The sequence below is a fragment of the Agromyces sp. NPDC058064 genome (genome assembly GCF_042885275.1).
Lineage (GTDB): Bacteria > Actinomycetota > Actinomycetes > Actinomycetales > Microbacteriaceae > Agromyces.
In genome coordinates this window covers 853,412-877,552 of sequence record NZ_JBHVSE010000001.1, presented here as the reverse complement: position 1 = coordinate 877,552, position 24,141 = coordinate 853,412, and the positions used below count along the sequence as shown (strand labels likewise).

Sequence of the window (24,141 nt, the reverse complement as noted above, 5' to 3'; positions counted from 1 at the left end):
TTTCAACGTTGAAATCAGGATGACACTAGCAGGAGCGAGCCTTCTCGCGCGCGGCGCGCCCGACCGCTAGGGTGGCCCCATGACCGACGCCTCGCGCTCATCCCGGCTCGAACCGATCGGCGTCGTCGCGTTCGTGCTGGGCATCGTGCTCGTCGTCGCCGACTTCGCCGCCATCTTCATCAACGCGGCGCTCATCCGATCGGGCGACTTCTCCTCGTTCTCGACCGTCTCGTTCGTCATGACGACCGTCTCGGTCGTGCTCGCCCTCGCCACCGTCGCGATCGGCATCGTCGCCTGCCTGCGGGGCGGGCCCACCCGGGTCTACGGGGCCATCGGCACGACGGTGGGCGCGATGGTGCTCCTCCAGCAGTTCGGCTCGCTGATCTACGCGCTCATCGTCAACGCCTGACGCCCGATCCGCTCCCCGGATGCGGTCGACCCGCGAGCCGCCTATCCTCGTTCGTGGCCCCTGAACGCGGGTCGCACGACGAAACGAGGCCGATGTGAGCGACGGAACCGGCGAACGCCGCACCCGACCGCGCGGCCGCCGCGCCGCCGAGCCCGCTTCGGCGACCGCGAAGCGACTCGATGCGGTCGCCGCGAGGCTGGCCCCGGCCTTCGCCGCGACGGTGGGGTGGGTGACCGCGCACCGGGCGGTGGCGCTGACGGGTGCGACCGCGCTCCTCTCCATCGGGATCATCGCCGGCGGAGCCGCCGTCATCCAGGCCGGCACCGGCGCGCCCGACACCGAGGCCTCCTCCGAACTCCAGACGCCGCGGCCGACCCCGAACGCCCCGGCGAACTCGCAGGCGTTCCCGCCGGTGCTGCCGACGGCGACGCCCGCGGCTCCCGAGCCCACGACGGCGCCCGACGAGCCGACCGACGAGCCCGTCGCCGACGAGCCCGACGAGCCCGCCGTCGAGCCGACCGTCGAGCCCACGCCCGAGCCCGAAGACGACCACCCGGGGCGCGGGCAGGGGCCGAAGAAGCCCAAGGGCTGACGGCGGGCCGCGTGCCGCGCCGGCCGCCCCCTCGACGCCGCCCCGCGGCATCCACCGGGGCTTTCACAGCACCGGGGACTACCCTGAAGCGTGACTTCTGAAGAACTTCCCGCCCCGGACGCGGCTCCCGAGGAGCCCGCCGCGACGACATTCGCAGACCTCGGTCTCGACGGGGCGGTGCTCGAGGCGCTCGACGACGTCGGGTACGAGACGCCCTCCGCCATCCAGGCCGCGACCATCCCCACCCTGCTCGAGGGGCGAGACGTCGTCGGCCTCGCCCAGACCGGCACCGGCAAGACCGCCGCGTTCGCGCTGCCCATCCTCGCCCGCCTCGACCTCTCGCAGAAGACGCCGCAGGCGCTCGTGCTCGCCCCGACCCGCGAACTCGCGCTCCAGGTGTGCGAGGCGTTCGAGAAGTACGCCGCGCACCTCCGCGGCGTGCACATCCTCCCCGTCTACGGCGGGCAGGGCTACGGCGTGCAGCTCTCGGCGCTGCGCCGCGGCGTGCACATCGTCGTCGGCACGCCCGGCCGCATCATGGACCACCTCGACAAGGGCACCCTCGACCTCTCGGAGCTCAAGTACCTCGTGCTCGACGAGGCCGACGAGATGCTCAAGATGGGCTTCGCGGAGGACGTCGAGACGATCCTCGCCGACACCCCCGACGACAAGCAGGTCGCCCTGTTCTCGGCGACCATGCCGGCCGCGATCCGTCGCATGTCGAAGCAGTACCTGCACGACCCCGAAGAGATCACCGTCAAGGCGAAGACGCAGACCTCGGCCAACATCACGCAGCGTTCGCTGATCGTCGCGTACTCGCAGAAGGTCGATGCGCTCACCCGCATCCTCGAGGTCGAGAACTTCGAGGGCATGATCATCTTCGTCCGCACGAAGAACGTGACCGAGGAGCTGGCCGAGAAGCTGCGCGCCCGCGGGTACGCGGCCGCCGCGATCAACGGCGACGTCGCGCAGGCCCAGCGCGAGCGCACCGTCGAGCAGCTGAAGAGCGGCAAGCTCGACATCCTGGTCGCCACGGATGTCGCGGCCCGCGGCCTCGACGTCGAGCGCATCTCGCACGTCGTCAACTTCGACATCCCGACCGACCCCGAGCCGTACGTGCACCGCATCGGCCGCACCGGCCGTGCCGGTCGTACCGGCGACGCCATCAGCTTCGTCACCCCGCGCGAGCGCAGCCTGCTCGCCCGCATCGAGAAGACGACGAAGCAGCCGATGACCCCGATGACGCTGCCGAGCGTCGACGACGTCAACGTGACCCGCCTCGCCCGCTTCGACGACCGCATCACCGCGGCGCTCGAGCAGAACGAGCGCATCGAGGGCTTCCGCGACATCATCGCCCACTACCTGCGCCACCACGACGTGCCCGAGGTCGACGTGGCCGCCGCGCTCGCCGTCGTCGCCCAGGGCGAGTCGCCGCTGCTGCTCGAGGCCGAGCCCGAGCGGCCGGCGCGCTTCGACCGCGACCGCCGCGACGACCGGGGTCGCGACCGCGACGACCGGCGCGACGACCGCGGCCGCGGCGGCGACCGCTACGACCGCGACGACCGCCCCGCCCGGCGCCCGCGCGGCAGCGGGGTGCCGATGGCGACCTACCGGATCGCGGTCGGCCGACGCCACCGCGTCGAACCGCGCCAGATCGTCGGCGCCCTCGCGAACGAGGGCGGCCTGAACCGCGACGACTTCGGCGCGATCCAGATCAAGCCCGAGTTCTCGCTCGTCGAGCTGCCCGCCGACCTTCCCCGCGAGACGCTCGAACGCCTCGACGGCACCCGCATCTCGGGGCGCCTCATCGAGCTGCGGCCCGACCGCGGGGCCCCGCGCCGCCGAGACCGCGACGACCGCGACCGCGACGGCCGCGGCGGAGGGCGCTACGGGCGCGACGACCGCCCGCGCCGCGACGACCGGTACGACCGGCCCCGTCGTGACGACCGCGACGACCGGCCGCGTCGTGACGACCGCGACGGCCGGCCGCCGCGTGACGACCGCGACGGCGGTGCGAGCGCTGGCGACGACCGTCCGGCGCGCAAGCCCCGGCACAAGGGCCCGCGCGACGAGTGACCGGTTCGGCGGGTGACCGTCGTGCGCGACTGACGTTCGCCGCGACCGCTGCGGTCGTGCTGCTCGCGGGCCTCGGCCTGCAGCTGCTCGACCGCACGGTCGTGGTCGACCTCGCCGGAAGCGCGCTCTACGCCTGCCTCGTCGGGCTCGTGGTCGCGATCTTCTGGCCGCGCCTGCCGGTGTGGGTCGTCGCGGTCGCCGGGTTCGGCATCGCGGCGGCGGTCGAACTGCTGCAGCTCACCGGCATCCCGTCGCGCCTCGTCGATGCCGTGCCGCCGCTGCGTCTCGTCTTCGGCAGCTCGTTCGACCCGCTCGACCTCGTCGGCTACACCCTCGGCGCGCTGCTGCTGCTCGGGATCGTGCCGCTCGTGCGGTCGCGTGCCGCCGGGCGCAGTGCCGAGCGGCGCCCGCGCCCGGCTCGCTGAGCGCATGCGACGGTGCGCGGCACCGCGTGAACAGGATGAGCCGTTCAGTAGCCCCGGGCGCGGCGATGCCGGGAGCCTCATCCTGTCGGAGCCTGAACAGCGCCGGATCGCGCCGGACCACGGCGAGGAGTCTGGCCCACTCGAGCAGGATGAGCTGTTCAGCAGGCCCGGATGCGGGGGAGCCGGGCGGCTCATCCTGTTCAACGGCACGGCACGGGCCCGACGCGCCTGCATGACCCACCGTGACGGCCCGTTCCCTCGTATGACCGTCGCGGTCGCGGCATCCCCGAGCCGTGCCTAGCGTCGAGGCATGTCGCACCACGTCTCACTCGTCGCCGTCTCGGGCAGCCTGCACAGCCCGTCGAAGACCACCGTGCTCGCACGCGAGATCCTGGCCGAGTTCGCGGTCGCGCTCGCCGCGCAGCCCGGCGTCGAGGTCGAGACCCACCTCATCGAGCTCGGCGAGATCGGCCGCGGGTTCAGCGGGGCGCTGCGCCGCGACGAGCTCGGCGACGAGGCGGAGGCGGCGCTCCGTCGTATCGAGTCGGCGACGCTGCTCATCGTCGCGAGCCCCGTGTACCGGGCGAGCTTCACCGGCCTGTTCAAGCACGTGTTCGACTTCGTCGGGCAGTACGCCCTCATCGACAAGCCGGTGCTGCTCGCCGCGACGGGCGGCAGCGACCGGCACGCGCTCATCATCGAGCACCAGTTCCGCCCGCTGTTCTCGTTCTTCCAGGCGCTGACCCTGCCGATCGGCGTGTACGCGAGCGACGGCGACTTCGTCGACTACCGCATCGCCTCGCCGCAGCTGCGTGAACGCATCGCCCAGGCGGTGCAGCGCGGGGCGCCGGTGGTGCGGGGCACGCTGCCCGACCGCGTCTCGGAGTACGTCGCGACCTGGTGAGCCGGCGCCCGGCGCGCTGTCATGTGACGCCCGCTGTCCCCGTGTGACACCCGGTTCCCGAGTGTGACGGGTGGGCTCGCGGCATCCGATCGCCCTCCCTAGCGTCGGAGCCCGGGAGGTCGAAACATGACACGACTCATCATCGGCGCAATGGTCAGGGCGATCGGCGCCTACCCGTCGGGCTGGCGGTATCCGGGCGCGCATCGAGATCCGAGGGGGGATGCCGCGGTGCTGCGCCGCACGGCCGAGCTCGCCGAGCGCGCGCGCCTCGACTACCTGTTCTTCGGCGACTGGCTCGCCACGGGGCACGACCTCGAGTACCGCGACCCGTACCTCGTGGCCCGCATCGACCCCCTGTCGGCGGTCACCTACCTCGCGGGCGTCACCGAGCGCATCGGCCTGATCGCGACGGCGAACACGAGCTACTCCGATCCGTTCACGCTCGCGCGGGCGACCGCCTCGGTCGACCTCCTGAGCGGCGGTCGCGCGGGGCTCAACCTCGTGACGGGCGCCGAGCCGCGGGCTGCCGGCAACCACGGCCGCGACTTCCACGCGGCCAACGAGACGCGCTACGACCGCGCGGTCGAGTTCGAGCACGTGCTGCGCCGTCTCTGGGACTCGTTCGAGGACGACGCGATCGTCGCGGATGCCGCGGCGGGCGTGTTCCTCGACCCGTCGAAGCTGCACGCCACCGACTTCAACGGCCAGCACCTGAGCGTGACGGGGCCGTTGAACGTCGCCCGGCCCGTGCAGGGGCACCTGCCGATCGTGCACGCGGGCACCTCGCCGCGTTCGCGCCTGTTCGCCGCGCAGAACGCCGACCTCGCCCTCGTCGCGGTGAGCGACCTCGACCACGCCGTGCAGGTGCGCGAGGAGTTGCGCGCGCTCGCCTTCGAGTCGGGGCGCGACGACCGCACCCTGAAGGTCATCGCACCCGTGCTGCCGATCGTGGGCGAGACCCGCGAGCACGCGCAGTCCATCGCCGACGAGCTGAGCGAGCTCGTGCAGATCGCCGAGGACTGGCCCGACGGCCCGCCCGCGGCGTTCCCCGCGAACCGCTCGCTGGCCCAGCTCTCGACGCTCCTCGGGGTGGATGTCTCGGGGCTCTCGCCCGACCGGGCGGTCACGCCCGCGATCGTGGCCGAGTTCAGCGCACCCGGCCAGGAGCTCGTCGAGATCGTCGCGGAGCGCACCGGGCGGAACCCCTCGGGCGAACGCCCGCCGACGCTCCGCCACCTCGTCGTGGCCGCCTCGGTGAACGCCTCGATGATCGTCGGCACCGCCGAGGACATCGCGACCGAGTTCGAGGCCTGGGGCGACGCCGGCGCCGTCGACGGCTTCAACGTGCTCTCCGCGATCCAGCCGACCCAGTTCGACGCGTTCGCCCTCGGAGTGGTCCCCGAGCTGCAGCGGCGCGGGGCGTTCCCGACCGAGTACGAGGGCGAGACGCTGCGCGAGCACCTCGGTCTGGCCCGCCCCGGGAACGTGCACGTGACGCCGGGTGACGCCCCGTTGCCGCCGGTTTCCCGCGGTGACGGCAGGCGTCGAGGGGTGGTTGAGACGGGCGCGGGGCATCCGTAGCTTCGACGATCACACCCCGCACCCAGGGGCGGATCACACGCTTCCGAACCGAAGGAACCCACAGCACATGTCCACGAAGAACACGCGACCGATCGCCGCAGGCATCGCCGCGCTCGCCGCCGCCGGCCTGCTGGCCGGCTGCGCCGCGCAGGGCGCGCAGGGCACGGCCGACGCGGCCGGCGACCCGGTCACGGGCGGCACGCTCACCTACCTCGAGCACCAGCCCCACACGACGCTCTACCCGCCGCAGGCCGGCTTCTACCCGAACGGCGGCATCGTGAACAACATCACGGCCCGCCTCACCTGGCAGGACCCCGAGACCCTCGAGATCGAGCCGTGGGTCGCGACCGAGTGGTCGGTCAACGAGGATGCCACGGAGTACACCTTCGAGCTCCGCGACGACGTCACCTTCTCGGACGGAACGCCGCTCGACGCCGCCGCCGTCGCGAAGAACTTCGACATCTACGGGCTCGGCGACGAGGCCCTCGGCCTCACCGTCTCCGAGGCGATCAACAACTACGCCGCGAGCGAGGTGGTCGACGCCGACACGGTGACCTTCACCTTCTCGGCGCCCGCACCCGGGTTCCTGCAGGCGACCTCGACGATCAACTCGGGGCTCGTCTCGCCCGAGACCCTCGACCGCAAGCTCGAGGACTGGGGCGCGGGCTCGTCGACCGAGATCGTCGGCTCGGGGCCCTTCGTCGTCACCGAGGAGGAGATCGGCACCTCGCTGCACCTCGAGGCGCGCGAGGACTACGACTGGGCGCCGCCCTCGTTCGAGCACCAGGGCCGGGCGTACCTCGACGCCATCGACCTCATCGTCACCCCTGAGGACAGCGTGCGCATCGGCTCGCTGCTCGCGGGCCAGGCCGACGTCATCCGCTACGTGCAGGCCTTCGACGAGGCCCAGGTCGCGGACGCCGGCTTCGAGATCGTCGCCGCCCCCACCCGGGGCGTCAACAACTCGCTCGGGCTGCGGTTCACCAACCCGCTGCTGAGCGATCTGCGCGTGCGCCAGGCGCTCGTGCACGGCGTCGACGCCCAAGAGGTCGTCGACACGATCTTCACCGAGAACTACCCGGTCGCGACCTCGCAGCTCGCCGCGACGGCGAAGGGCTACACCGACGAGTCGGCGGCGCTCGCCTTCGACCCCGAGCTCTCGGAGGAACTGCTCGACGAGGCCGGGTGGACGCCCGGCGCCGACGGCATCCGCGAGAAGGACGGCGAGCGGCTCTCGCTCACCGTCTACGAGGCCAAGCCGCAGCCGCTCTCGAAGCAGACGCTCGAGCTCGTGAGCCAGCAGCTCGCGAAGATCGGCGTCGAGCTCGAGGTGAAGGCGGCCGACGCGGGCAGCTACGCCGAGGACATCCTCGATCCGCTGAAGACGCCGCTCTACCACTCGATGGTCGGGCGCGCCGACAACGACGTGATCAAGAGCCAGTACTTCACGAAGAACCGCAACACCCTGCTCTCCGACGACGCGAAGCTCGACGAGCTGCTGCTCGCCGTGGCATCCGAGCCCGACCCCGCGAAGCGCGACGAGGCCTCCGTCGCCGTGCAGGACTACCTCACCGAGCAGGCGTACGTGATCCCGCTCTTCGAGGAACCGCAGGTCTACGGCGCCGCGCCGTACGTGCACGGCTTCACGACCGAGGCGGTCGCCCGTCCGCTGTTCTACGACACCTGGGTCGCGAAGCAGTAGCGAAGCGCTCGGCGGTCGGGCGGCCCCACGAAGGCCGCTCGACCGCCGCGGCCCCCTCACGCGAACAGAACCGGAAGGAGAGGACGATGGCCTACCTCGCACGCCGCTCAGGACAGGCGCTCCTCGTGCTCGCGATCGCGTTCACGGCGACGTTCGTGCTGCTGCAGGCGCTGCCGGGCGACGCGATCCTGATCAAGTTCGAGAGCCCCGAGCTGGGGCTCTCGCCCGAGCAGATCGCCGAGATCCGCCGGAGCTACGGCGCCGACGTGCCGGTCTGGCAGCAGTACCTGCACACCGTCGCCGGGTTCCTCGCGGGCGACTTCGGCACCTCGGTGCAGTACGGCACCCCGGTGCACGAGCTCATCGGCACGGCGCTGCCCGAGACCCTCGTGCTCGCCGGGCTCGGGTTCCTCGTCGCGGTCGTGCTCGCGGTGGTGCTGGCGTTCCTCTCGACGCTCGCCCCGTTCGGCTGGCTGCGGCAGGCGCTGCGCTCGCTGCCGGGCGTCTTCGTGTCGGTGCCGGTGTTCTGGCTCGGCATCGTGCTGATCCAGGTGTTCTCGTTCCAGCTCCGGCTCGTGCCGGTCATCGGCGCCGACCCAGTGCAGGCGCTGATCCTGCCGGTCCTCACCCTCGCCATCCCGATCTCGGCGCCGCTCGCGCAGATCCTCGCCCGGGCGATCGACGAGGTGCAGCTGTCGCCGTTCGTCGCGGTCGTGCGGGCGAAGGGCGCGAGCCCGGCGCGCGTGCTCTGGCGCGACGTCGCGCGCAACGCGACGCTGCCGACGATCACGATCGCCGGCGTGCTCATCGGCGAACTCATCGGCGGCGCGGTCGTCACCGAGACGGTCTTCGGACGGGCGGGCATCGGCCGGCTCACCGAGCAGGCCGTCGCCAACCAGGACGTCGCGGTGCTGCAGGCGATCGTCATCCTCGCCGCGCTCGTGTTCGTCGTCGTGAACCTCGCCGTGGACCTCGTGTACCCGATCCTCGATCCCCGGCTCAAACGGAAGGCGGTGGCGGCATGAGCGCCGACGTGCTCGAACGGCCGGGGGCGGCGAGCGCCGCCCGGGCATCGGCCGACGTGCGACGCCGGCTCCGGGGCATCCGGCCCGGGCTCGTGGTCGCGTGGATCGTGATCGCCGTGGCGATCGCGTGGGCGCTCGTGCCGTGGCTGTTCACCGGGCAGGACCCGCTCGCCGGGGTGCCCGCCGACAAGCTGCAGGCGCCGAGTGCGGCGCACCTCTTCGGCACCGACGCGATCGGCCGCGACCTCTTCACCCGGGTCGTCCACGGGGCCGTGCACTCGCTCTCGGGCGCGTTCGTCGCCGTCACCGTCGGACTCGTGGGCGGCACACTGCTCGGGGTGCTCGCGGGCTCCCTCGGCGGGGCGGTCGACGCCGTCGTCATGCGGCTCGTCGACGTGCTGCTCGCGATCCCGGGCCTGCTGCTCGCGCTCAGCATCATCATCCTGCTCGGCTTCGGCACGGTGAACGCGGCGATCGCGGTCGGCGTCGGCTCCATCGCCGCCTTCGCCCGGCTCTCGCGCTCGGAGGTCGTGCGGGTTCGCCAGGCCGACTACGTCGAGGCCGCGATCGGCTCGGGCGCGCGGCTGCACACCGTGCTGTTCCGGCACGTGCTGCCGAACTCGCTCACCTCGGTCGTCGGGCTCGCGGCGCTGCAGTTCGGCACGGCGATCCTCGCCATCTCGACCCTCGGGTTCCTCGGCTACGGCGCGCCGCCGCCGACGCCCGAGTGGGGCCTGCTCATCGCCGAGGGGCGCAACTACGTCGCGACCTCGTGGTGGCTCACCGTGCTGCCCGGGCTCGTCGTCGTCGCCGTCGTGCTCAGCGCCAACCGCATCAGCCACGCCCTCGGGAGGACCCGATGACCGCGAACCCGGACCCGAACGCGCCGCTGCTCGCGATCGAGCACCTCGACGTCGCCTACGCCGGCCGCGACGGACTCCGCCGCGTCGTGCACGACGTGTCGTTCGAGGTGGCGCCCGGCGAGGTCGTCGCCCTCGTCGGCGAGTCGGGCTCGGGCAAGACGACGACCTCGAGCGCCGTGCTGGGCCTGCTGCCCGGCGGCGGCCGCATCGAGGGCGGCGCGATCCGCCTCTCGGGCACCGACCTCGCCGGCTGGAGCGATCGACGGCTCGAGTCGGTGCGCGGCGCGCGCATCGGCTACATCCCGCAGGATCCGGTCTCGTCGCTCAACCCCGTGCGGCCGATCGGCGTGCAGCTCGCCGACACCTTCCGCATCCACGGGCGCGGCGACCGCCGCAGCATCCGCGCCCGCGTGCTGGAACTGCTCGACCGGGTGGGGCTCGACGATCCGGCGCTGCGGGCGCGGCAGTATCCGCACGAGCTGTCGGGCGGCATGCGCCAGCGGGTGCTCATCGCGAACGCGGTCGCGCTCGAGCCCGAGCTCGTGATCGCCGACGAGCCGACGAGCGCGCTCGACGTCACCGTGCAGCGGCGCATCCTCGACCTCATCGACGAGCTGCGCCGCGAGCACGGCACCGCGGTGCTGCTCGTCACCCACGACCTCGGCGTCGCCGCCGAGCGGGCCGAACGCGTCGTCGTCATGCAGCACGGCCGCGTCGTCGAGCAGGGCGCCACAGGGCGGCTCATCGACGCTCCGGTCGAGGCGTACACGCGTCGCTTGCTGGCGGATGCCCCTGGCCTCGCCGAGCATCCGTTCCGCCACCCCCGTCCGCCGCTGTTCCTGCGGGACCCCGGGGTCGCCGCGGCCGAGAACCCGTTCGTGCTCGAGGCATCCGGGCTCGTGAAGGAGTTCTCGCTCGGGCGCGGGCGCGAACCGTTCCGGGCCGTCGACGAGGTGTCGTTCCAGGTGCTGCGCGGCACGACCCACGCCATCGTGGGGGAGTCGGGCTCGGGCAAGACCACGACGGCCCGGATCATCGCGCGCTTCGTCGAGCCCGACTCGGGCACGGTCGCGCTCGGCGCCCGCGGCGGCGCCCCGTCGCTCGACGTGACGGCGCTGGCGGGTGCCGCCAAGCGGGAGTTCCGACGGCGGGTGCAGCTCGTCTACCAGAACCCCTTCGCCTCGCTCGACCCCCGGCAGACGGTCGCCGAGATCATCGCCGAGCCGCTGCGCAACTTCGGCATCGGCGACCGGCGGAGCCGTGCGGAGACCGCCCGCGACCTGATCGAGCGGGTGGCGCTGCCGGCCGACGTCGGCGGGCGGCGCCCCGCCGAGCTCTCGGGCGGGCAGCGCCAGCGCGTCGCGATCGCCCGGGCGCTCGCACCCGAGCCCGAGCTCGTCATCCTCGACGAGGCCGTGTCGGCCCTCGACGTGACCGTGCAGGCCCGCATCCTCGAGCTCCTCGAGCGCCTGCAGGAGGAGCTCGGGCTCAGTTACCTGTTCATCTCGCACGACCTCGCCGTCGTCGCCCGCATCAGCCACTCGGTCTCGGTGATGCGGCGCGGGCGGGTCGTCGAGCAGGGCGCGACCGAGCAGGTCTTCGACGCGCCGCAGCACGAGTACACGCGCGAGCTCCTCGACGCGGTGCCGCGGCGGGCGGTGCCGCCGTTCGACGCGGACGGCGCGCCCGGGCCCGGGCTCGGGCGCGGGCACGGGCATGGGCCCGGCTCCGCCGACGCCCGCGACGCCGCCGCCGCGCACGACGCCCGCGCCGCCGCCGCCGCGCACGACCCCCGCGACCCGGCCGACGACTCGACCGACGTCGCCCTCGCCGTCTCCTCAGGAAAGGCCCTCGCATGACCCGCATCGGATTCTTCACCCGCCTGCTCGACGACGCCGGCGCCGCCGAGCGCTACCGCATCGCGAACGAGCAGATCGTCGCGGCCGAGCGCCACGGCTTCGACTCGGCCTGGGTCGCGCAGCACCACTTCCACGCCGCCGAGGGCGGGCTGCCGTCGCCGTTCGTGTTCCTCGCGCACGTCGCCGCGCAGACCTCGCGCATCCGGCTCGGCACGGGGGTCGTCACGCTGCCCCTCGAAGACCCCGTCCGGGTCGCCGAGGACGCGGTCGTGCTCGACCTGGTGTCGGGAGGCCGCGCCGAGCTCGGACTCGGCTCGGGGTCGACGCCCGCCTCCTTCCTCGCCTTCGGCGAACGCTCGGAGGACCGGGGCCGCGTCTTCGGCGAGAAGATCGACTCGCTCGTCGCGGCGCTCGCGGGCGGCGCGCTCGGCGACGACGCCAATCGGCTGCAACCGCCGGGGCGCGACCTGCTGGGCCGCGTCTGGCAGGCGACGTTCTCGCCGTTCGGCGGCACGCGCGCCGGTCGCGCCGGTCACGGCCTGATGCTCTCGCGCACCCAGCCGAGAGCGGCGGATGCTCCGCGCGCGAGCCTCTCGGACGTGCAGCAGCCGGTCGTCGACGCGTACCTCGAGGCGCTGCCGCACGGCGTGCCGCCACGCATCCTCGCCTCGCGCACGCTCTTCGTCGCCGACTCGCGCGACGAGGCCCGGCGCTACGCCGAGATCGGACTGCGCCGTGCCGCCGTGGGCTTCACCCGCATGGGCCAGGCGCCGAACGGCGACACCCTCGACGACCTCATCGCCGCCTACGACACGCACGTCGGCACGGTCGACGAGGTGATCGAGTCGCTCTCGCGCGACGCGGTCGCCGCGCAGGCGAGCGAGGTCGCGTTCCAGGTGCACTCGGTCGATCCGCCGCACGAGCTCGTGCTGCGCTCGATCGAGCTCATCGCTCGCGAGGTCGCGCCGGCGCTCGGCTGGGGTGCGAGCGCACCCGCGCTCGCCCGCTGACTCGGCGCGGTCCGCGAGCGAGTCCGCCTCGCCGACCCGTCCGGGGCGGGAATGGCCCCTTCCGTGAGAGCGACCACATGACCACATGACCACGCCGGCCGCGACCACACGACCACATGACCACACCGGCCGCGACCACATGACGACGTGGCCACACCGGGTGCGACCACACGACCACATGACCACACCGGGTGCGACCACACGACCACATGACCACGCCGGCCGCGGAGGGACCCCGGCCCGGTCAGGCCACTCGGCCGGGACACCGACACCGAGACCGAGACCGACACCGACGACAGAAAGGCACCGACATGACCGACCTCATCGACCGACTCGCGGGGGTGATCCCGGACACCGCCGCCGACGCGCTGCGCCGTCACCGCCCGGCGACCCGCGACAACGCCCAGGCGAGCTACGACGCCCTCTTCACCGGGATCGACGAGACGCACGCGACTCTCGCCGAGCGGGCCGCCGTCGCGCAGTTCGTCGCGATCCTGCACGACGACGAGGTGGCGACCGCGCACTACGGCGCGCTCACCCGCACGGCAGGCGGCGACGCTGACTCCGGCGACGGCGACGCGCTCGCCGACGCCGTGGTCGACCTCGCCGCCTCGGTGCGCACGACCGGACCGTACGGCGACTACCCGACGGCCGCGCTCGCGGCCGAGAACCGCGACGGGCTCCGTCTCTCGGTCGCCGCGGGCGACCCGGCCCGTGCGGCGCTCGGCGACCGGGTCACCGCCGCCCTCGAGCACGCGCACCTGCTCGTGTTCCGCCCGCGCGAGGCCTCGCCCGAGGCGCTCGCCGCGCTCGCCGCCGCCGGCTGGTCGAGCGACGGCATCGTCACCCTCTCCCAGCTCGTGTCGTTCCTCGCGTTCCAGCTGCGCGTCGCCGCCGGGCTCCGACTCCTCACGACGGAGGACGCAGCATGACCGACCACGCCACGCACGAGGCCGCCCGGGTGCTCGGGCACCCCGAGGCATCCACCCCGGAGGTCTTCACCCAGGCCGAGCTCGGCTGGGTGCCCTGGCTCGAACCCGCCGACGAGGCGAGCCTCACCGAGCGGCAGTTCGAGGGGCTCGTCGACCGGGCGCGGGCGAAGAGCGACTACTTCAGGCTGCTCGCGCGCGACCCCGACATCCTGCGGGCGCGCACGCTCACCGACAAGGACATCTTCTACAACGCGAAGGACGGCCTGCCGCGCGCCGAGCGCGAACTCGCCGCCGCCGCGACGAGCCGCTTCAACGGCTGCATCTTCTGCGCCTCGGTGCACGCGCGGTTCGCGACGCACCACTCGAAGCGTCACGACGACGTGCAGCGGCTGCTCGACGAGGGCATCGACGGCGAGCAGGATGCCGCGTGGCGGGCCGTCATCGACGCGGCGGTCGCGCTCGCGGCGACGCCGCCCCGGCTCGAGCGCGGGCACCTCGACGCGCTCCGCGAGGCCGGCTTCGACGAGCAGGCCGTGTCGGACGTCATCCACTCCGCGGCGTTCTTCAACTGGGCGAACCGGCTCATGCTCTCGCTCGGCGAGCCCACGAACCCGCCCGGCGAGTAGCCGGGGCACGGCCCGGCATCCCCGTCTCGACCCTCCGTGTTTCCGTTTGTTGCGCGCCGTGACGGCCCGCGTCACGGAGGGTTGAGGCGGGGCAGGGGCATCCGTAGCGTCGTCCGAACCACGCACCCGAGGAGAGCCCCGTGATCGCCACCGAGTCGACCGCCGCCCGCACCGCGCGCACGTCGGAGCCGGCGGCGATGATGGATGCCTCGGGCCCGGCCCCGCTCGGTCCGCTCGCGCCGCTCGTCGACGCCGGACTCGAGGTGCCCGTGCTCGGCGGCGGGCTCGTGCGTCACGTGAACCTCGACACCGCGGCCTCGGCGCCCGCGCTCTCGGCCGTCGCCGCGCACGTCGCCGAGGTGCTGCCCTACTACGCGAGCGTGCACCGCGGCACCGGCTACCCGTCGCAGCAGACCACCGCGCTCGTCGAGGCCGCCCGCGCGACCGTCGCCCGGCACGTCGGCGCCCGCGACGACGACCTCGTCGTCTTCACGCGCAACACGACCGACGCCCTCAACCTGCTCGCGGCCGCCGTGCCGGGCGACACCGTCGTGCTCGACCTCGAGCACCACGCCAACCTGCTGCCCTGGCGCGACGGCGCCCGACGGGTGGTCGTCGCCCGCCCGAGCATCGGCGAGACCCTCGAGGTGCTCGACGCCGAGCTCGCCCGATGTCCCGCGGCCCTCCTCTCCGTGACGGGCGCCTCGAACGTCACCGGCGAGGTGCTGCCGGTCGACCGCCTCGCCGCGCTCGCCCACGCGCACGGCGCCCGCCTCGCCGTCGACGCGGCACAGCTCCTGCCGCACCGCAGGGTCTCGCTCGAGGCATCCGGCATCGACTACCTCGCCTTCTCGGGCCACAAGGCCTACGCGCCCTTCGGTGCGGGCGCCCTCGTCGGCCGGGCCGACTGGCTCGACGCGGCACCCGCCCACCTCGCCGGCGGGGGAGCGGTCGACTCGGTCGCCCTCGACCGCGTCGCGTGGAAGCAGGGCGCGGCCCGCCACGAGGCCGGCACCCCGAACGTCCTCGGCATCGCCGCGATCGCGCGTGCGCTCGGCGAGCTCGAGCGCCTCGGCGACACCGCCCGCGACCGGCACGAGCGGGCGCTCACCGAACGACTGCACGCCGGCCTCGCGGCGCAGCGCGGCGTGCGGGTCGTGCGCGGATTCGACGACGCCCACGACCGGCTCGGCATCGCCACGATCGAGCTCGAGCGCGGCTCCGTCGGGCTGCTCGCCGCGGCGCTGGGCGCCGAGCACGGCATCTCGGTGCGCGCCGGCCGGTTCTGCGCCCACCCGTTCTTCGAGCGCGTCGCGAGCCGCGCCAACGGGCTGCGGGCGAGCCTCGGCGCGGGGTCCTCGGCCGACGACGTCGACCGCTTCCTCGCCGCGCTCTCGCGGCTCATCGCCGACGGTCCGGCGTATGCGTACGACCGCGGGCCCGAGGGATGGCACCCGCTCGTCGACGATCGGCCGCGACCCGTCTTCTGAGCCGCGCGCAGCGGTCGGAGCCGGGCCTCGCGTCCCGAGCGACGACGTCGCGGGGATGCCGCGGACGGGGGACTGTCCGAACGGCGCCTCGCGGGCTAGCGTCGGCATCGGAGGGGCCTTGACGAGCGACGACGCGGAACTCGAGGCGCGGGCCGACGACCTGCGCCGGATCGTCTACGGCACCCCCGAGGGATTCGCCTCGGGCGCCGCCGAGGAGCTCGAGTCGGTGGAGGCCGAGCTCGCCAAGCGGGCCGACGAGCGCGAACGGGCGACGGCCGCGGCCCTCGGCGGCCCGGGGCGGCCCGACGAGCGGCGGTCCGGCGTGGCATCCGAGCCCGGGGACGCGGCGGCCGGATCAGGCGGGACCGGTGGCGGGCCGCCGGGTGTCGTCGGCGGAACGCGCGGTGCCGGGACGGCGGGGTCGGCGGGGTCGGCGGACGGCGGGCACCCCGTGGCATCCGCGAGCCGTGCTCGGTGGCCGGGGCGTCTCGGCACCCGCGCGGCGAACGGGCTCGCGATCGCGGCCGTGCTCGCGGGCTTCGCGATCGTCGGCGGGGTCGCCGTCGTGACCCTCGCGACGCCGGTGCGGGGCCTGGCCGTGTTCGACCGGCCGCAGCGCGCCGACGACGAGAGCCTCACGGTCGCGCTCGGGGCGCAGGCCGACACCGTGCGCCGCATCGACGACGTGTTCGGGCGCGGTTTCTGGGCCTACCTCAACGGCGTCGACCAGGTCTGCCTCTCGGTGGTTCCCGAGGGGACGAGCCTCGTCGAGCGCGGCGAGTGCGCCTCGCGGGCGCGCTTCGACGAGCACGGCATCATGGTGCAGTACGCCGCCGCCGAGCTCGGCGACGAGCGGCCCGAGGGCATGGGCGAGCGCGATGTGGTGGTGATCTCGTGGTCGGCCGAGAGCGAGGGCGTCACGTGGGAGCTCGTGTTCATCGATCCGCCCCCGCCCGACCGGATGACGTTCGAGGAGTGGTCGGGCGGCCCCGACGACCCCGACGGCCCCGACAACCCCGACACGGTCCCCTGATCGGTCCGCTCGAGCGCTCGTAGACTGGGGGAGTCGCACGAGGGGATCCGCATGCAGCCACTGGTCGAGTCCGAGGTCCGGGCGGCGCTCGGCAATGCCGACGCCTCCGAGCTCGAACAGCTCTCGCTGCCGGTGAACTTCTTCGTCACCGAATGGGCGCACCTCGACGCGTTCGCGTGGCGCGACCCGCGCATCGCCTCGCGGGGCTACCTCGTCACCGAGCTCGACGGCGCTCCCGCCGGCATCGTGCTGCGCAGCGCCGAGCGCACGGGCTCGCGGCATCGTGCCGCCGTCTGCAACCTCTGCCACACGCACCAGCCGGGCGACCAGGTCGCCCTGTTCTCGGCCCGTCGCTCGGGAGCGGCCGGAGCCCGCGGCGACAGCGTGGGCACCTACATCTGCGGCGACCTCGCGTGTCAGGAGACGGTGCGGCTCGGCCGTCCGCCGGCGCCGTCGGAGGTCATGCCGAGCGCGCACGAGCTCGAGCGCATCGAGGGGCTCGCGCGGCGCACCCGGGCGTTCGTCGCCGACGTGCTCGGCGCGTAGGGAGCGGCTGCCGGGTCGCCCGATCGTCGGGTCGCCCGATCGTCGGGTCGCCCGTTCGTCGGGTCGCCCGACCGCTCGGCCGTGATTCAGCTCGGCGCGAGCGCCTCGAGCGTCGCCCGCTTCGCGACGCGCCCGTCGCCCGACGAACGGCCGGTGAGCCGGCGGCCGATCCACGGCAGCACGAACTCGCGGTAGTACGCCGCCGTGTTGCGGCTGCGCGGCCCGGCCGGAGCCGCCGCGACCTCCTCGACGCCCCACTCGGGCGGCACCGGCACGTCGAGCGCGGTGAGCACGTTCGACGCGACGCGGGCGTGCCCGAGGGCGTTGAGGTGCAGCTTGTCGGGCGACCAGTACCGGATGTCGCGGAGCCCCCGGTCGTTGAAGTTGTCGACGAAGGTGACGCCGTCGAGCGAGCCGAGGTCGACGAGGGCCGCGGTGAGGCGGGCACCGCGGGTGTCGAAGACGCGCCCCATCGGCAGGTGGTCGGTCGGGTTCGCCCCGCTCAGCATGAGCACGTGGATGCCCGACTCGCGGATGCGGTTGATCGCCGCGCGGAAGCGGATCGCCGTCGCCTGCTCGTCCATGCGGGGCCGCAGCATGTCGTTGCCGCCCCCGTTGAAGCTCAGCAGCTCGGGCTTCAGCGCGATCGCGGCCTCGAGCTGCTCGTCGATGATCGGGCCGAGCTTGCGTCCGCGGATCGCGAGGTTGGCGTAGCCGATCGGCTCGCGTGCGTGCTTCGCGAGGCCGATGGCGACGAAGTCGGCCCAGCCGCGCACGCTGCCGTCGGGCAGCTCGTCGCCGACGCCCTCGGTGAAGCTGTCGCCGATCGCCGCGTAGGAGTGGAACATGCCCTCAACGCTAGCGCGCCGCGGGCGCGTGGCATCCCGGAGCTCGTGCAGGAGAATTGCGCTGATCGGCGCGGTCAGCCACCCATGGAGCCCAATCTCCTGCACAAGCAGGGTGGGGCAGGATGCCGCGCGCTCAGCTCTCGGCGTGCTCGATCTCGCAGTCGGCGCCGGGGAAGAGCAGTGTCTCGTGGCCGTCGTCGAACCGCACGAGGTACGGCGGCCCGCCGTTCTCGCCGCGCACCTCGAGGATCTCGCCGTGCCGGCCGGGCTGACCGACCTGCTTGCCGTGGATGACGAGGCGTTCGCCGACCGTCGCGTTCATCGGAGCCCCCTTCGACCACTCCAGCGTACGCTCGGGCGCCGCGGGCGGGAAGGGGCGGCGGCCCTTCCCAGCGCGAGCCGGGCCCGCTAGGGTGGGTCGAACTGGGTCAAGCGTCCCAGTTCGGACGGACAGTGAGGTTCACGATGCAGGATGCCCCGACCACGCGTGCGACGACGGCCGAGCAGGCCGTGGGCGAGCCGGCGCTGCGACTGCCGGCGGGCTTCCGCTGGGGCGCTGCGACGGCCGCGTTCCAGATCGAGGGCGCGACGGATGCCGCGGGGCGCGGGCCGAGCATCTGGGACACGTTCACCGCCGAACCCGGCCGCGTCGTCGACGGCTCGAACGCGCTCGTCGCGGCCGACAGCTTCCGGCGGTTCCGCGACGACGTCGCCCTCCTCGCCGAGCTCGGCGCGAGCGACTACCGCTTCTCGATCGCCTGGCCGCGGGTGCAGCCGGGCGGCACCGGGCCCGCGAACGCCGCCGGGCTGGACTACTACGAGCGGCTCGTCGACGCGCTCGCCGAGGCCGGTGTCGCGCCGCTCGCGACGCTCTACCACTGGGACCTGCCGCAGCCCCTCGAGGACGCCGGCGGGTGGCTCGTGCGCGACACCGCCGAGCGCTTCGCCGAGTACGTCGGGCTCGTGCTCGATCGCCTCGGCGACCGGGTCGGCCGCTGGATCACCCTCAACGAGCCCGCGATGACGACGCTCGAGGGCTACGCGCTCGGCACCCAGGCGCCGGGGCGTCAGCTCATGCTCGGCGCCCTGCCGACCGTGCACCACCAGCTGCTGGGGCACGGTCTCGCGGTCGCCGCGATCCGCGCCGCAGCGCCCTCGGCCGAGGTCGGCATCACGAACAACCACACCCTCGTCGTGCCGGCCGGCGACTCGCCCGCCGACCTCATGGCGGCGGGGGCGTTCGACCTCATCTACAACCGCATCTTCGCCGACCCCGTGCTCACCGGCGTCTACCCCGACCTGACGGCCTTCGGCATGGAGGAGTTCCCGGGGCTCCAGGCCGGTGACCTCGAGCTCATCGCGGCGCCGCTCGACTTCTACGGCGTGAACTTCTACAACCCGACGTACGTCGCGGCCCCCGCCGCCGACTCGGAGTTCGCCGCTGCCGGGCTGCCGTTCGAACCGGTCGACCCGCCCGCGGGCACGCCGCGCACCGGCTTCGACTGGCCGATCGTGCCGGGCGCGTTCACCGAGCTGCTCTTGGGGCTGCGCCGCGACTACGGGGATGCGCTGCCGCCCGTCGTCATCACCGAGAACGGGGCGTCGTTCGTCGACGAGGTGGTCGAGGCATCCGACGGCGGTCGCGCCGTGCACGATGCCGAGCGCATCGCCTACCTCGACGGGCACCTGCGGGCCGTCGCCGCGGCGATCGGGCAGGGCGTCGACGTGCGGGGCTACTTCGCCTGGTCGCTGATGGACAACTTCGAGTGGGCGCAGGGCTACACGCAGCGCTTCGGGCTCGTGCACGTCGACTTCGAGACCGGTGAGCGCACCCGCAAGGACTCGTTCGACTGGTACCGGCGCGTGATCGCCGCGCAGGCGGGCTGAGTCGCCCGGGCGCCGGCGTGCCGGTGTGCTGGCGTGCTGGTGCTGGTGCTGGTGCTGGTGCCGGTGTGCCGGTGCTCCCGGCGGCTCGCCAGGACTTCGGCGATCGCCAGAACCTCGGGCCGATGCGCCTGAGGGGCCCGAGATCGTGGTGATCTCCGAAACTGTGGCGGGCGCGGGCGCGGGCGCGGGTCGGCGAGCGACCCGCCGCCTACTCGACCGCGAGCAGCGCCGCCCAGAGGTCGGCGCGGGCGTGGAACCCCGACAGGTCGCGGCCCAGCAGCCGCTCGGCGAGGGCGATGCGGCTGCGCACAGTGTGCCGGTGCACGCCGAGCGCCTGCGCGGTCGCGTCGAACTGCCCGCCGTGCTCGAGCCAGGTGCGGGTGGTCACGACGAGCGAGGTGCCGTTCGCGGCGTCGTGCTCGGTGAGCGGGGCGAGCGTCGCGAGGGCGACGGCGCGCGCGTCGGTGCGGGCGAGGAACGCGAGGACGCCCTGGCGGCTGATCTCGTCGAAGTTGACGACGCCGGCGCCGCTCTCGCGGGCCCGGTCGAGGGCGCGCAGCGCCTGTTCGTGCGCCTGCGCGACGGCGCCGCCGCCGACCGGGTCGGAGACGCCGACGGGCAGTTCGAACTCGGCCGCGATCTCCTCGGCGAGCGGGGCGTCGGCCTCTTCGACGACGAGCACGTACTGCTCGTCGTCGCGGCCGAAGAAGAGCCGGCCGGCCCGCTCCTCGACGCGGAGCTCGAGGAGCTCGGTGAGGCGGTCGGCCTGGGTGAGCGGGGCGTCGGTCACCATGATGCGCAGCGGCGGTTCGGGCAGCGGCCCCCACATCTCGGCCGAGACGCGCTCGGCGAGCGCGGTGTCGCCGGCGAGGATGCCGCTGAGCAACCCCGACCGCAGGTGGCCGCGTGCGCGGTCGAGGTCGCGGTTCTGCTCGAGCGCGAGCCCCGCGAGCGCGATCACCGAGGTCACGACCTCGCGGCCGGCCTGGTCGAGCTCGGCCGAGTCGCCGATCGCGAGCACGCCGCGCAGCGCACCGCCGCCGCCGAGCGTCTGCAGGGTCATGCGCTGCGGCGACTCGGTCGACTCGGCGGCGAGGAGGGTGCGGCTCGCGCGCTGGCCGCGGCGCAGCATCGAGCGGGCCTCGCCGACGACCTCGCCGAGCGCGGGCTGGGCGAGCCCGCCCTCGGGGGCCTCGCGGTCGAGCGATCCCGTCGCGTCGATGAGCCCCACCCAGGCGCCGAGCCGGTGCGAGAGCTCGGCGAGGGTCGCCGAGAGCCCGTCTGGGCGCAGCGCCGCGAGCGAGATCGCGCGCTGCGCGGAGAGCGCCCAGGCCTGCCTGGCGTAGGCGTCCTCGGCGATGAGGTCGGCGACGGTGCGCGCGATCGCGATGAAGGGCACCCGGTAGGGCACCTCGAAGAGCGGCAGGCCCTGCGCGAGGCACGCGGCGACGAGCGTCTCGGGGGTGCCGGCGCGGATCACCTCGGTGCCGAAGCCGAGCGCCGCGATCCCGCGCTCCCTGAGGCGGCGCACGAAGGACTCGGCGAACCCGTCGTCGGCCGCGGCGCCGTCGGCGAACTGGGTGCCGGTCGTCAGCAGCACGTGGCCGGCGTCGAGGAACGGGGTCGGGTCGGCGAGGTCGGAGCTGTGCGCCCACACGACGGGGGCGTCGAGCGCGCCGTCGGGCAGGGCGTCCGCCGGGGTGAGCAGGCCGAGGGCGAGCTCGGGGTGGTCGAGCAGGGTCTGCACGGTGGGCTTCACGGGGCTCCTCGGTGATCCCGGGCGGATCTCGAGTCGGCCGCTGGGGCCTACTCGACCGGCGAGCTGGTGTACACGCCGGCGATCATGATGCCCTGAGTGTACACATCGGCCCGTGGCATCCGCCGAATGTTGCGCGGTGCCCCCGAGCGCGGAGCACGGTCAGGTGACCGCCCCGCGACGCGCGAAGCGGGGCTCGCGCCAGCTGCCGCTGCGGAGGAGGTCCTCGAGGGCCGCGACCGCGTCCCACACGTCGGTGTGCGTGACGTAGAGGGGGGCGAAGCCGAAGCGCATGAGGTCGGGCGCGCGGAAGTCGCCGATCACGCCCCGTTCGATGAGCGCCTGCATGAGCGCGTAGCCGTCGCCGGGGGCGAGCGGGCCTGCAGCGCCAGCACCCGCGCCGCCCGCGCGCAGCGCGACCTGGCTGCCGCGCCGTGCCGACTGCCGCGGCGTGACGACCTCGATGCCCCACTCCGCGAGCCGGGCGTCGACGAGGCAGATGAACAGCTCGGTGAGCCGCAGGCTCTTCTCGCGCAGCTCGGCGAGGTCGACCTCGGCCCAGAGGGCGAGGCTCGCCTCGAGCCCCGCGACGGCGAGCAGCTGCGGGGTGCCGACGCGGAACCGCGTGATGCCGTCGGCGGGCTCGTAGCCGACGGTGAAGTCGAAGGGGCGCGCGTGGCCGTGCCAGCCGGTGAGCGGGGGGCGCGCGACGCCCTGGTGCCGGCCCGCGACCCAGATGAACGAGGGCGAGCCGGGCCCGCCGTTGAGGTACTTGTAGGTGCAGCCGATCGCGAAGTCTGCGCCGGCGGCGTTGAGCTCGACGGGCACCGCGCCGACGCTGTGGCAGAGGTCCCACACGATGAGCGCGCCCGCCTCGTGCACCTGCCGGGTCACCTCGGCCATGTCGTACATGCGGCCGGTGCGGTAGTTCACGTGCGTGAGCACGACGACGGCGACGTCCTCGTCAAGGACCTCCTCGAGGGTGGGCCCGTCGTCGTCGATCAGCCGGCGCTCGTAGGGGCGGCCGGGTTCGCCGAGGAGTTCCTGCACCGACTCGAGCACGTAGAGGTCCGTCGGGAAGTTGCCGCGTTCGGAGATGATCACCCGGCGGCCGGGCCGGAGCCTCGCCGCCGCCGTCGCCACCTGGAAGAGGCTCGCCGAGGTCGAGTCGCCGAGCACGACCTCGCCGGGCGCGGCACCGATGAGCGGGGCGATGCGGTCGCCGAGGGCGACGGGCTTGTCGAACCAGCCCGCGTCGTTCCAGCTGCGGATGAGGCCCGTGCCCCACTCCTCGGCGATCACGCGCTCGACATGCCCCGGCGTCGCCCGCGGCAGCGCGCCGAGCGAGTTGCCGTCGAGGTAGACGACGCCTTCGGGCAGCGCGAAGCGCTCGCGGAAGCGGGCGAGCGGGTCGGCCGCGTCGAGCGCGGCGCAGGTCGCGCGGTCGATGGCGTGGGGTGCGGATGTCGCGAGGCTCATGTGCGGGGTCTCCGTGTCTGGGGTCGGGGCCGGCCGGGTGGAACGGGCCGGCCCGGGGGGAACGGAACCGACCGGGGCGCCCGTGGGGCGGGCGCCCCGGGTCAGATCGCCAGGAAGCGGCGGGCGTTGCCGTGGCGGATGGCCGACTTCTGCCCCTCGGTGAGGAAGCCGGCGCGATCGACGACCGAGCCCGCCGGGCGCTCGCCGAGCGGGTAAGGGTAGTCGCTGCCGACCATGACGTGCTCGGCGCCGAGGGTGTCGACGAGCAGGCGCAGCGGCGCCTCGTCGAAGACGACCGAGTCGACGCTGAAGCGATCCAGGTAGCTCGACGGCGGCCGCTCGCTCGTCGCGATGAGGTCGGGCCGGCGGTGCCAGCCGTTCTCGAGCCGGCCGAGCCAGAACGCGAAGGAGCCGCCGCCGTGCGCGAACGCGATGCGCAGCGAGGGCGGCACCCGGTCGAAGACGCCGCCGAGGATCATCGCGATGATCGACAGGTGCGTCTCGGCGGGCATGCCGGTGAGCCACCTGGCCATCCAGCGGTCGAGCCGCGGCGACTCGGGCATGTCCCACGGGTGCACGAGCACGGGCACGCCCTGCGCCGCGCAGTGCTGGAGGAAGGTGACGACGCCCGCGTCGTCGAGGTCGCGGTCGCCCACGTGGTTGCCGATCTCGACGCCGCGATGGCCGGCGGCGATCGCACGGTCGACCTCGGCGCACGCGGCGTCCGTGTCCTGCAGCGGCACCTGCGCGAAGGGCAGCAGGCGGTCGGATGCCGGTGCGCAGATCTCGAGGGCGAGGTCGTTGAAGATGCGCGCGACCTTCACCGCCTCGTCGCCCGTCTTGTCGTACGAGAAGAAGACGGGCGTGGGCGAGACGACCTGGATGTCGACGCCGTCGGCGTCCATGTCGGCGAGGCGAGCCTCGGCATCCCAGCAGTCGGCCTCGACGCGGCGGAACTCGGCCTGGCCGAGCATGATCATCGCCTCGCGCTCGGAGTCGACCCGCAGCGACGGCCAGACCCCCGGCCCGACCTGCGTCGACAGATCGGGCCAGGCGCTCGGCACGTAGTGCGTGTGGATGTCGATGGTTCCCAACGGG

General features: G+C 73.8%; 22 protein-coding genes. 17 read left to right on the top strand and 5 right to left on the bottom strand.

What is annotated here, in order from left to right; translation table 11 throughout:
• Positions 1 to 79 precede the first annotated feature (79 nt).
• The 16 genes from ACFVSL_RS04070 (at position 80) to ACFVSL_RS03995 (ending at position 17,073) form a co-directional block, all read left to right on the top strand.
• Positions 80 to 409 (top strand): hypothetical protein, encoded by a 330-nt coding sequence (locus tag ACFVSL_RS04070; protein WP_386938718.1) that lies wholly within the window; start codon positions 80 to 82, stop codon positions 407 to 409.
• A gap of 94 nt (positions 410 to 503) precedes the next feature.
• Positions 504 to 1,001 (top strand): hypothetical protein, encoded by a 498-nt coding sequence (locus tag ACFVSL_RS04065; RefSeq protein WP_386938716.1) that lies wholly within the window; start codon positions 504 to 506, stop codon positions 999 to 1,001.
• Between the two features lie 90 nt (positions 1,002 to 1,091).
• Positions 1,092 to 3,077, top strand: a complete 1,986-nt coding sequence (locus ACFVSL_RS04060; protein WP_386938715.1) for a DEAD/DEAH box helicase — start codon at positions 1,092 to 1,094, stop codon at positions 3,075 to 3,077.
• A complete protein-coding gene (locus ACFVSL_RS04055) occupies positions 3,074 to 3,502 on the top strand; it encodes a DUF2809 domain-containing protein (RefSeq protein WP_386938713.1) in 429 nt (142 codons plus the stop codon). The genes ACFVSL_RS04060 and ACFVSL_RS04055 overlap by 4 nt, the downstream gene beginning before the upstream one ends.
• Before the next feature lie 310 nt (positions 3,503 to 3,812).
• Positions 3,813 to 4,406 carry an FMN reductase gene (gene msuE, locus ACFVSL_RS04050; RefSeq protein WP_386938711.1) on the top strand — a complete coding sequence of 198 codons (594 nt, stop codon included), beginning with the start codon at positions 3,813 to 3,815 and terminating at the stop codon, positions 4,404 to 4,406.
• A 126-nt stretch (positions 4,407 to 4,532) separates the two neighbouring features.
• The gene (locus ACFVSL_RS04045; protein WP_386938710.1) at positions 4,533 to 5,987 is read left to right on the top strand and encodes an NtaA/DmoA family FMN-dependent monooxygenase; all 1,455 of its coding nucleotides are present in this window, start codon (positions 4,533 to 4,535) and stop codon (positions 5,985 to 5,987) included.
• Between the two features lie 67 nt (positions 5,988 to 6,054).
• Positions 6,055 to 7,689, top strand: a complete 1,635-nt coding sequence (locus tag ACFVSL_RS04040) for a TIGR04028 family ABC transporter substrate-binding protein (RefSeq protein ID WP_386938708.1) — start codon at positions 6,055 to 6,057, stop codon at positions 7,687 to 7,689.
• A gap of 86 nt (positions 7,690 to 7,775) precedes the next feature.
• On the top strand, positions 7,776 to 8,714 hold the full coding sequence (locus tag ACFVSL_RS04035; RefSeq protein ID WP_386938707.1) for an ABC transporter permease: 939 nt from the start codon (positions 7,776 to 7,778) through the stop codon (positions 8,712 to 8,714).
• Positions 8,711 to 9,577, top strand: coding sequence for an ABC transporter permease (locus ACFVSL_RS04030; RefSeq protein ID WP_386938706.1), 867 nt, complete (start codon positions 8,711 to 8,713; stop codon positions 9,575 to 9,577). Before ACFVSL_RS04035 ends, ACFVSL_RS04030 begins: the two co-directional genes overlap by 4 nt.
• Positions 9,574 to 11,436: a dipeptide ABC transporter ATP-binding protein gene (locus tag ACFVSL_RS04025; RefSeq protein WP_386938705.1), complete on the top strand. Its 1,863-nt coding sequence runs from the start codon at positions 9,574 to 9,576 to the stop codon at positions 11,434 to 11,436. Before ACFVSL_RS04030 ends, ACFVSL_RS04025 begins: the two co-directional genes overlap by 4 nt.
• A complete protein-coding gene (locus ACFVSL_RS04020) occupies positions 11,433 to 12,446 on the top strand; it encodes a putative FMN-dependent luciferase-like monooxygenase (protein ID WP_386938703.1) in 1,014 nt (337 codons plus the stop codon). Before ACFVSL_RS04025 ends, ACFVSL_RS04020 begins: the two co-directional genes overlap by 4 nt.
• A 311-nt stretch (positions 12,447 to 12,757) precedes the next feature.
• On the top strand, positions 12,758 to 13,378 hold the full coding sequence (locus tag ACFVSL_RS04015; RefSeq protein WP_386938702.1) for a CMD domain protein: 621 nt from the start codon (positions 12,758 to 12,760) through the stop codon (positions 13,376 to 13,378).
• On the top strand, positions 13,375 to 14,004 hold the full coding sequence (locus ACFVSL_RS04010) for an alkylhydroperoxidase domain protein (RefSeq protein ID WP_386938701.1): 630 nt from the start codon (positions 13,375 to 13,377) through the stop codon (positions 14,002 to 14,004). Before ACFVSL_RS04015 ends, ACFVSL_RS04010 begins: the two co-directional genes overlap by 4 nt.
• 140 nt (positions 14,005 to 14,144) lie before the next feature.
• The gene (locus tag ACFVSL_RS04005) at positions 14,145 to 15,494 is read left to right on the top strand and encodes an aminotransferase class V-fold PLP-dependent enzyme (RefSeq protein ID WP_386938699.1); all 1,350 of its coding nucleotides are present in this window, start codon (positions 14,145 to 14,147) and stop codon (positions 15,492 to 15,494) included.
• A gap of 118 nt (positions 15,495 to 15,612) precedes the next feature.
• A complete protein-coding gene (locus ACFVSL_RS04000; RefSeq protein WP_386938698.1) occupies positions 15,613 to 16,527 on the top strand; it encodes a hypothetical protein in 915 nt (304 codons plus the stop codon).
• A gap of 51 nt (positions 16,528 to 16,578) precedes the next feature.
• Entirely contained in the window at positions 16,579 to 17,073 is a 495-nt protein-coding gene (locus ACFVSL_RS03995; RefSeq protein ID WP_386938697.1) for an FBP domain-containing protein, read from the top strand.
• 86 nt (positions 17,074 to 17,159) lie between these two features.
• Here ACFVSL_RS03995 and ACFVSL_RS03990 read toward each other — a convergent pair whose 3' ends face one another.
• On the bottom strand, positions 17,160 to 17,921 hold the full coding sequence (locus ACFVSL_RS03990; RefSeq protein WP_386938695.1) for an SGNH/GDSL hydrolase family protein: 762 nt from the start codon (positions 17,919 to 17,921) through the stop codon (positions 17,160 to 17,162).
• A gap of 133 nt (positions 17,922 to 18,054) precedes the next feature.
• Positions 18,055 to 18,243 carry a DUF1918 domain-containing protein gene (locus ACFVSL_RS03985; RefSeq protein WP_386938693.1) on the bottom strand — a complete coding sequence of 63 codons (189 nt, stop codon included), beginning with the start codon at positions 18,241 to 18,243 and terminating at the stop codon, positions 18,055 to 18,057.
• A gap of 143 nt (positions 18,244 to 18,386) precedes the next feature.
• Between ACFVSL_RS03985 and ACFVSL_RS03980 the strand changes: the two genes are divergently transcribed.
• Positions 18,387 to 19,808: a GH1 family beta-glucosidase gene (locus ACFVSL_RS03980; protein WP_386938692.1), complete on the top strand. Its 1,422-nt coding sequence runs from the start codon at positions 18,387 to 18,389 to the stop codon at positions 19,806 to 19,808.
• Between the two features lie 208 nt (positions 19,809 to 20,016).
• On the opposite strand, the gene ACFVSL_RS03975 is transcribed toward ACFVSL_RS03980, so the two are convergent.
• From ACFVSL_RS03975 to ACFVSL_RS03965, 3 genes are all read right to left on the bottom strand, one after another.
• Positions 20,017 to 21,567: a PucR family transcriptional regulator gene (locus ACFVSL_RS03975; protein ID WP_386938691.1), complete on the bottom strand. Its 1,551-nt coding sequence runs from the start codon at positions 21,565 to 21,567 to the stop codon at positions 20,017 to 20,019.
• Between the two features lie 159 nt (positions 21,568 to 21,726).
• Positions 21,727 to 23,043: a kynureninase gene (kynU, locus tag ACFVSL_RS03970; RefSeq protein ID WP_386938689.1), complete on the bottom strand. Its 1,317-nt coding sequence runs from the start codon at positions 23,041 to 23,043 to the stop codon at positions 21,727 to 21,729.
• A 101-nt stretch (positions 23,044 to 23,144) separates the two neighbouring features.
• Positions 23,145 to 24,137 (bottom strand): amidohydrolase family protein, encoded by a 993-nt coding sequence (locus ACFVSL_RS03965; protein ID WP_386938687.1) that lies wholly within the window; start codon positions 24,135 to 24,137, stop codon positions 23,145 to 23,147.
• Positions 24,138 to 24,141: the final 4 nt, after the last annotated feature.

Coding starts and splice junctions, on each gene's coding strand:
- ACFVSL_RS04010 (WP_386938701.1), top strand. CDS start 13,375: ATGACCGACCACGCCACGCACGAGGCCGCCCGGGTGCTCGGGCACCCC.
- kynU (WP_386938689.1), bottom strand. CDS start 23,043: ATGAGCCTCGCGACATCCGCACCCCACGCCATCGACCGCGCGACCTGC.
- ACFVSL_RS03990 (WP_386938695.1), bottom strand. CDS start 17,921: ATGTTCCACTCCTACGCGGCGATCGGCGACAGCTTCACCGAGGGCGTC.
- ACFVSL_RS04070 (WP_386938718.1), top strand. CDS start 80: ATGACCGACGCCTCGCGCTCATCCCGGCTCGAACCGATCGGCGTCGTC.
- ACFVSL_RS04035 (WP_386938707.1), top strand. CDS start 7,776: ATGGCCTACCTCGCACGCCGCTCAGGACAGGCGCTCCTCGTGCTCGCG.
- ACFVSL_RS03985 (WP_386938693.1), bottom strand. CDS start 18,243: ATGAACGCGACGGTCGGCGAACGCCTCGTCATCCACGGCAAGCAGGTC.
- ACFVSL_RS04040 (WP_386938708.1), top strand. CDS start 6,055: ATGTCCACGAAGAACACGCGACCGATCGCCGCAGGCATCGCCGCGCTC.
- ACFVSL_RS04020 (WP_386938703.1), top strand. CDS start 11,433: ATGACCCGCATCGGATTCTTCACCCGCCTGCTCGACGACGCCGGCGCC.
- msuE (WP_386938711.1), top strand. CDS start 3,813: ATGTCGCACCACGTCTCACTCGTCGCCGTCTCGGGCAGCCTGCACAGC.
- ACFVSL_RS03995 (WP_386938697.1), top strand. CDS start 16,579: ATGCAGCCACTGGTCGAGTCCGAGGTCCGGGCGGCGCTCGGCAATGCC.
- ACFVSL_RS04015 (WP_386938702.1), top strand. CDS start 12,758: ATGACCGACCTCATCGACCGACTCGCGGGGGTGATCCCGGACACCGCC.
- ACFVSL_RS03980 (WP_386938692.1), top strand. CDS start 18,387: ATGCAGGATGCCCCGACCACGCGTGCGACGACGGCCGAGCAGGCCGTG.
- ACFVSL_RS04025 (WP_386938705.1), top strand. CDS start 9,574: ATGACCGCGAACCCGGACCCGAACGCGCCGCTGCTCGCGATCGAGCAC.
- ACFVSL_RS04030 (WP_386938706.1), top strand. CDS start 8,711: ATGAGCGCCGACGTGCTCGAACGGCCGGGGGCGGCGAGCGCCGCCCGG.
- ACFVSL_RS04045 (WP_386938710.1), top strand. CDS start 4,533: ATGACACGACTCATCATCGGCGCAATGGTCAGGGCGATCGGCGCCTAC.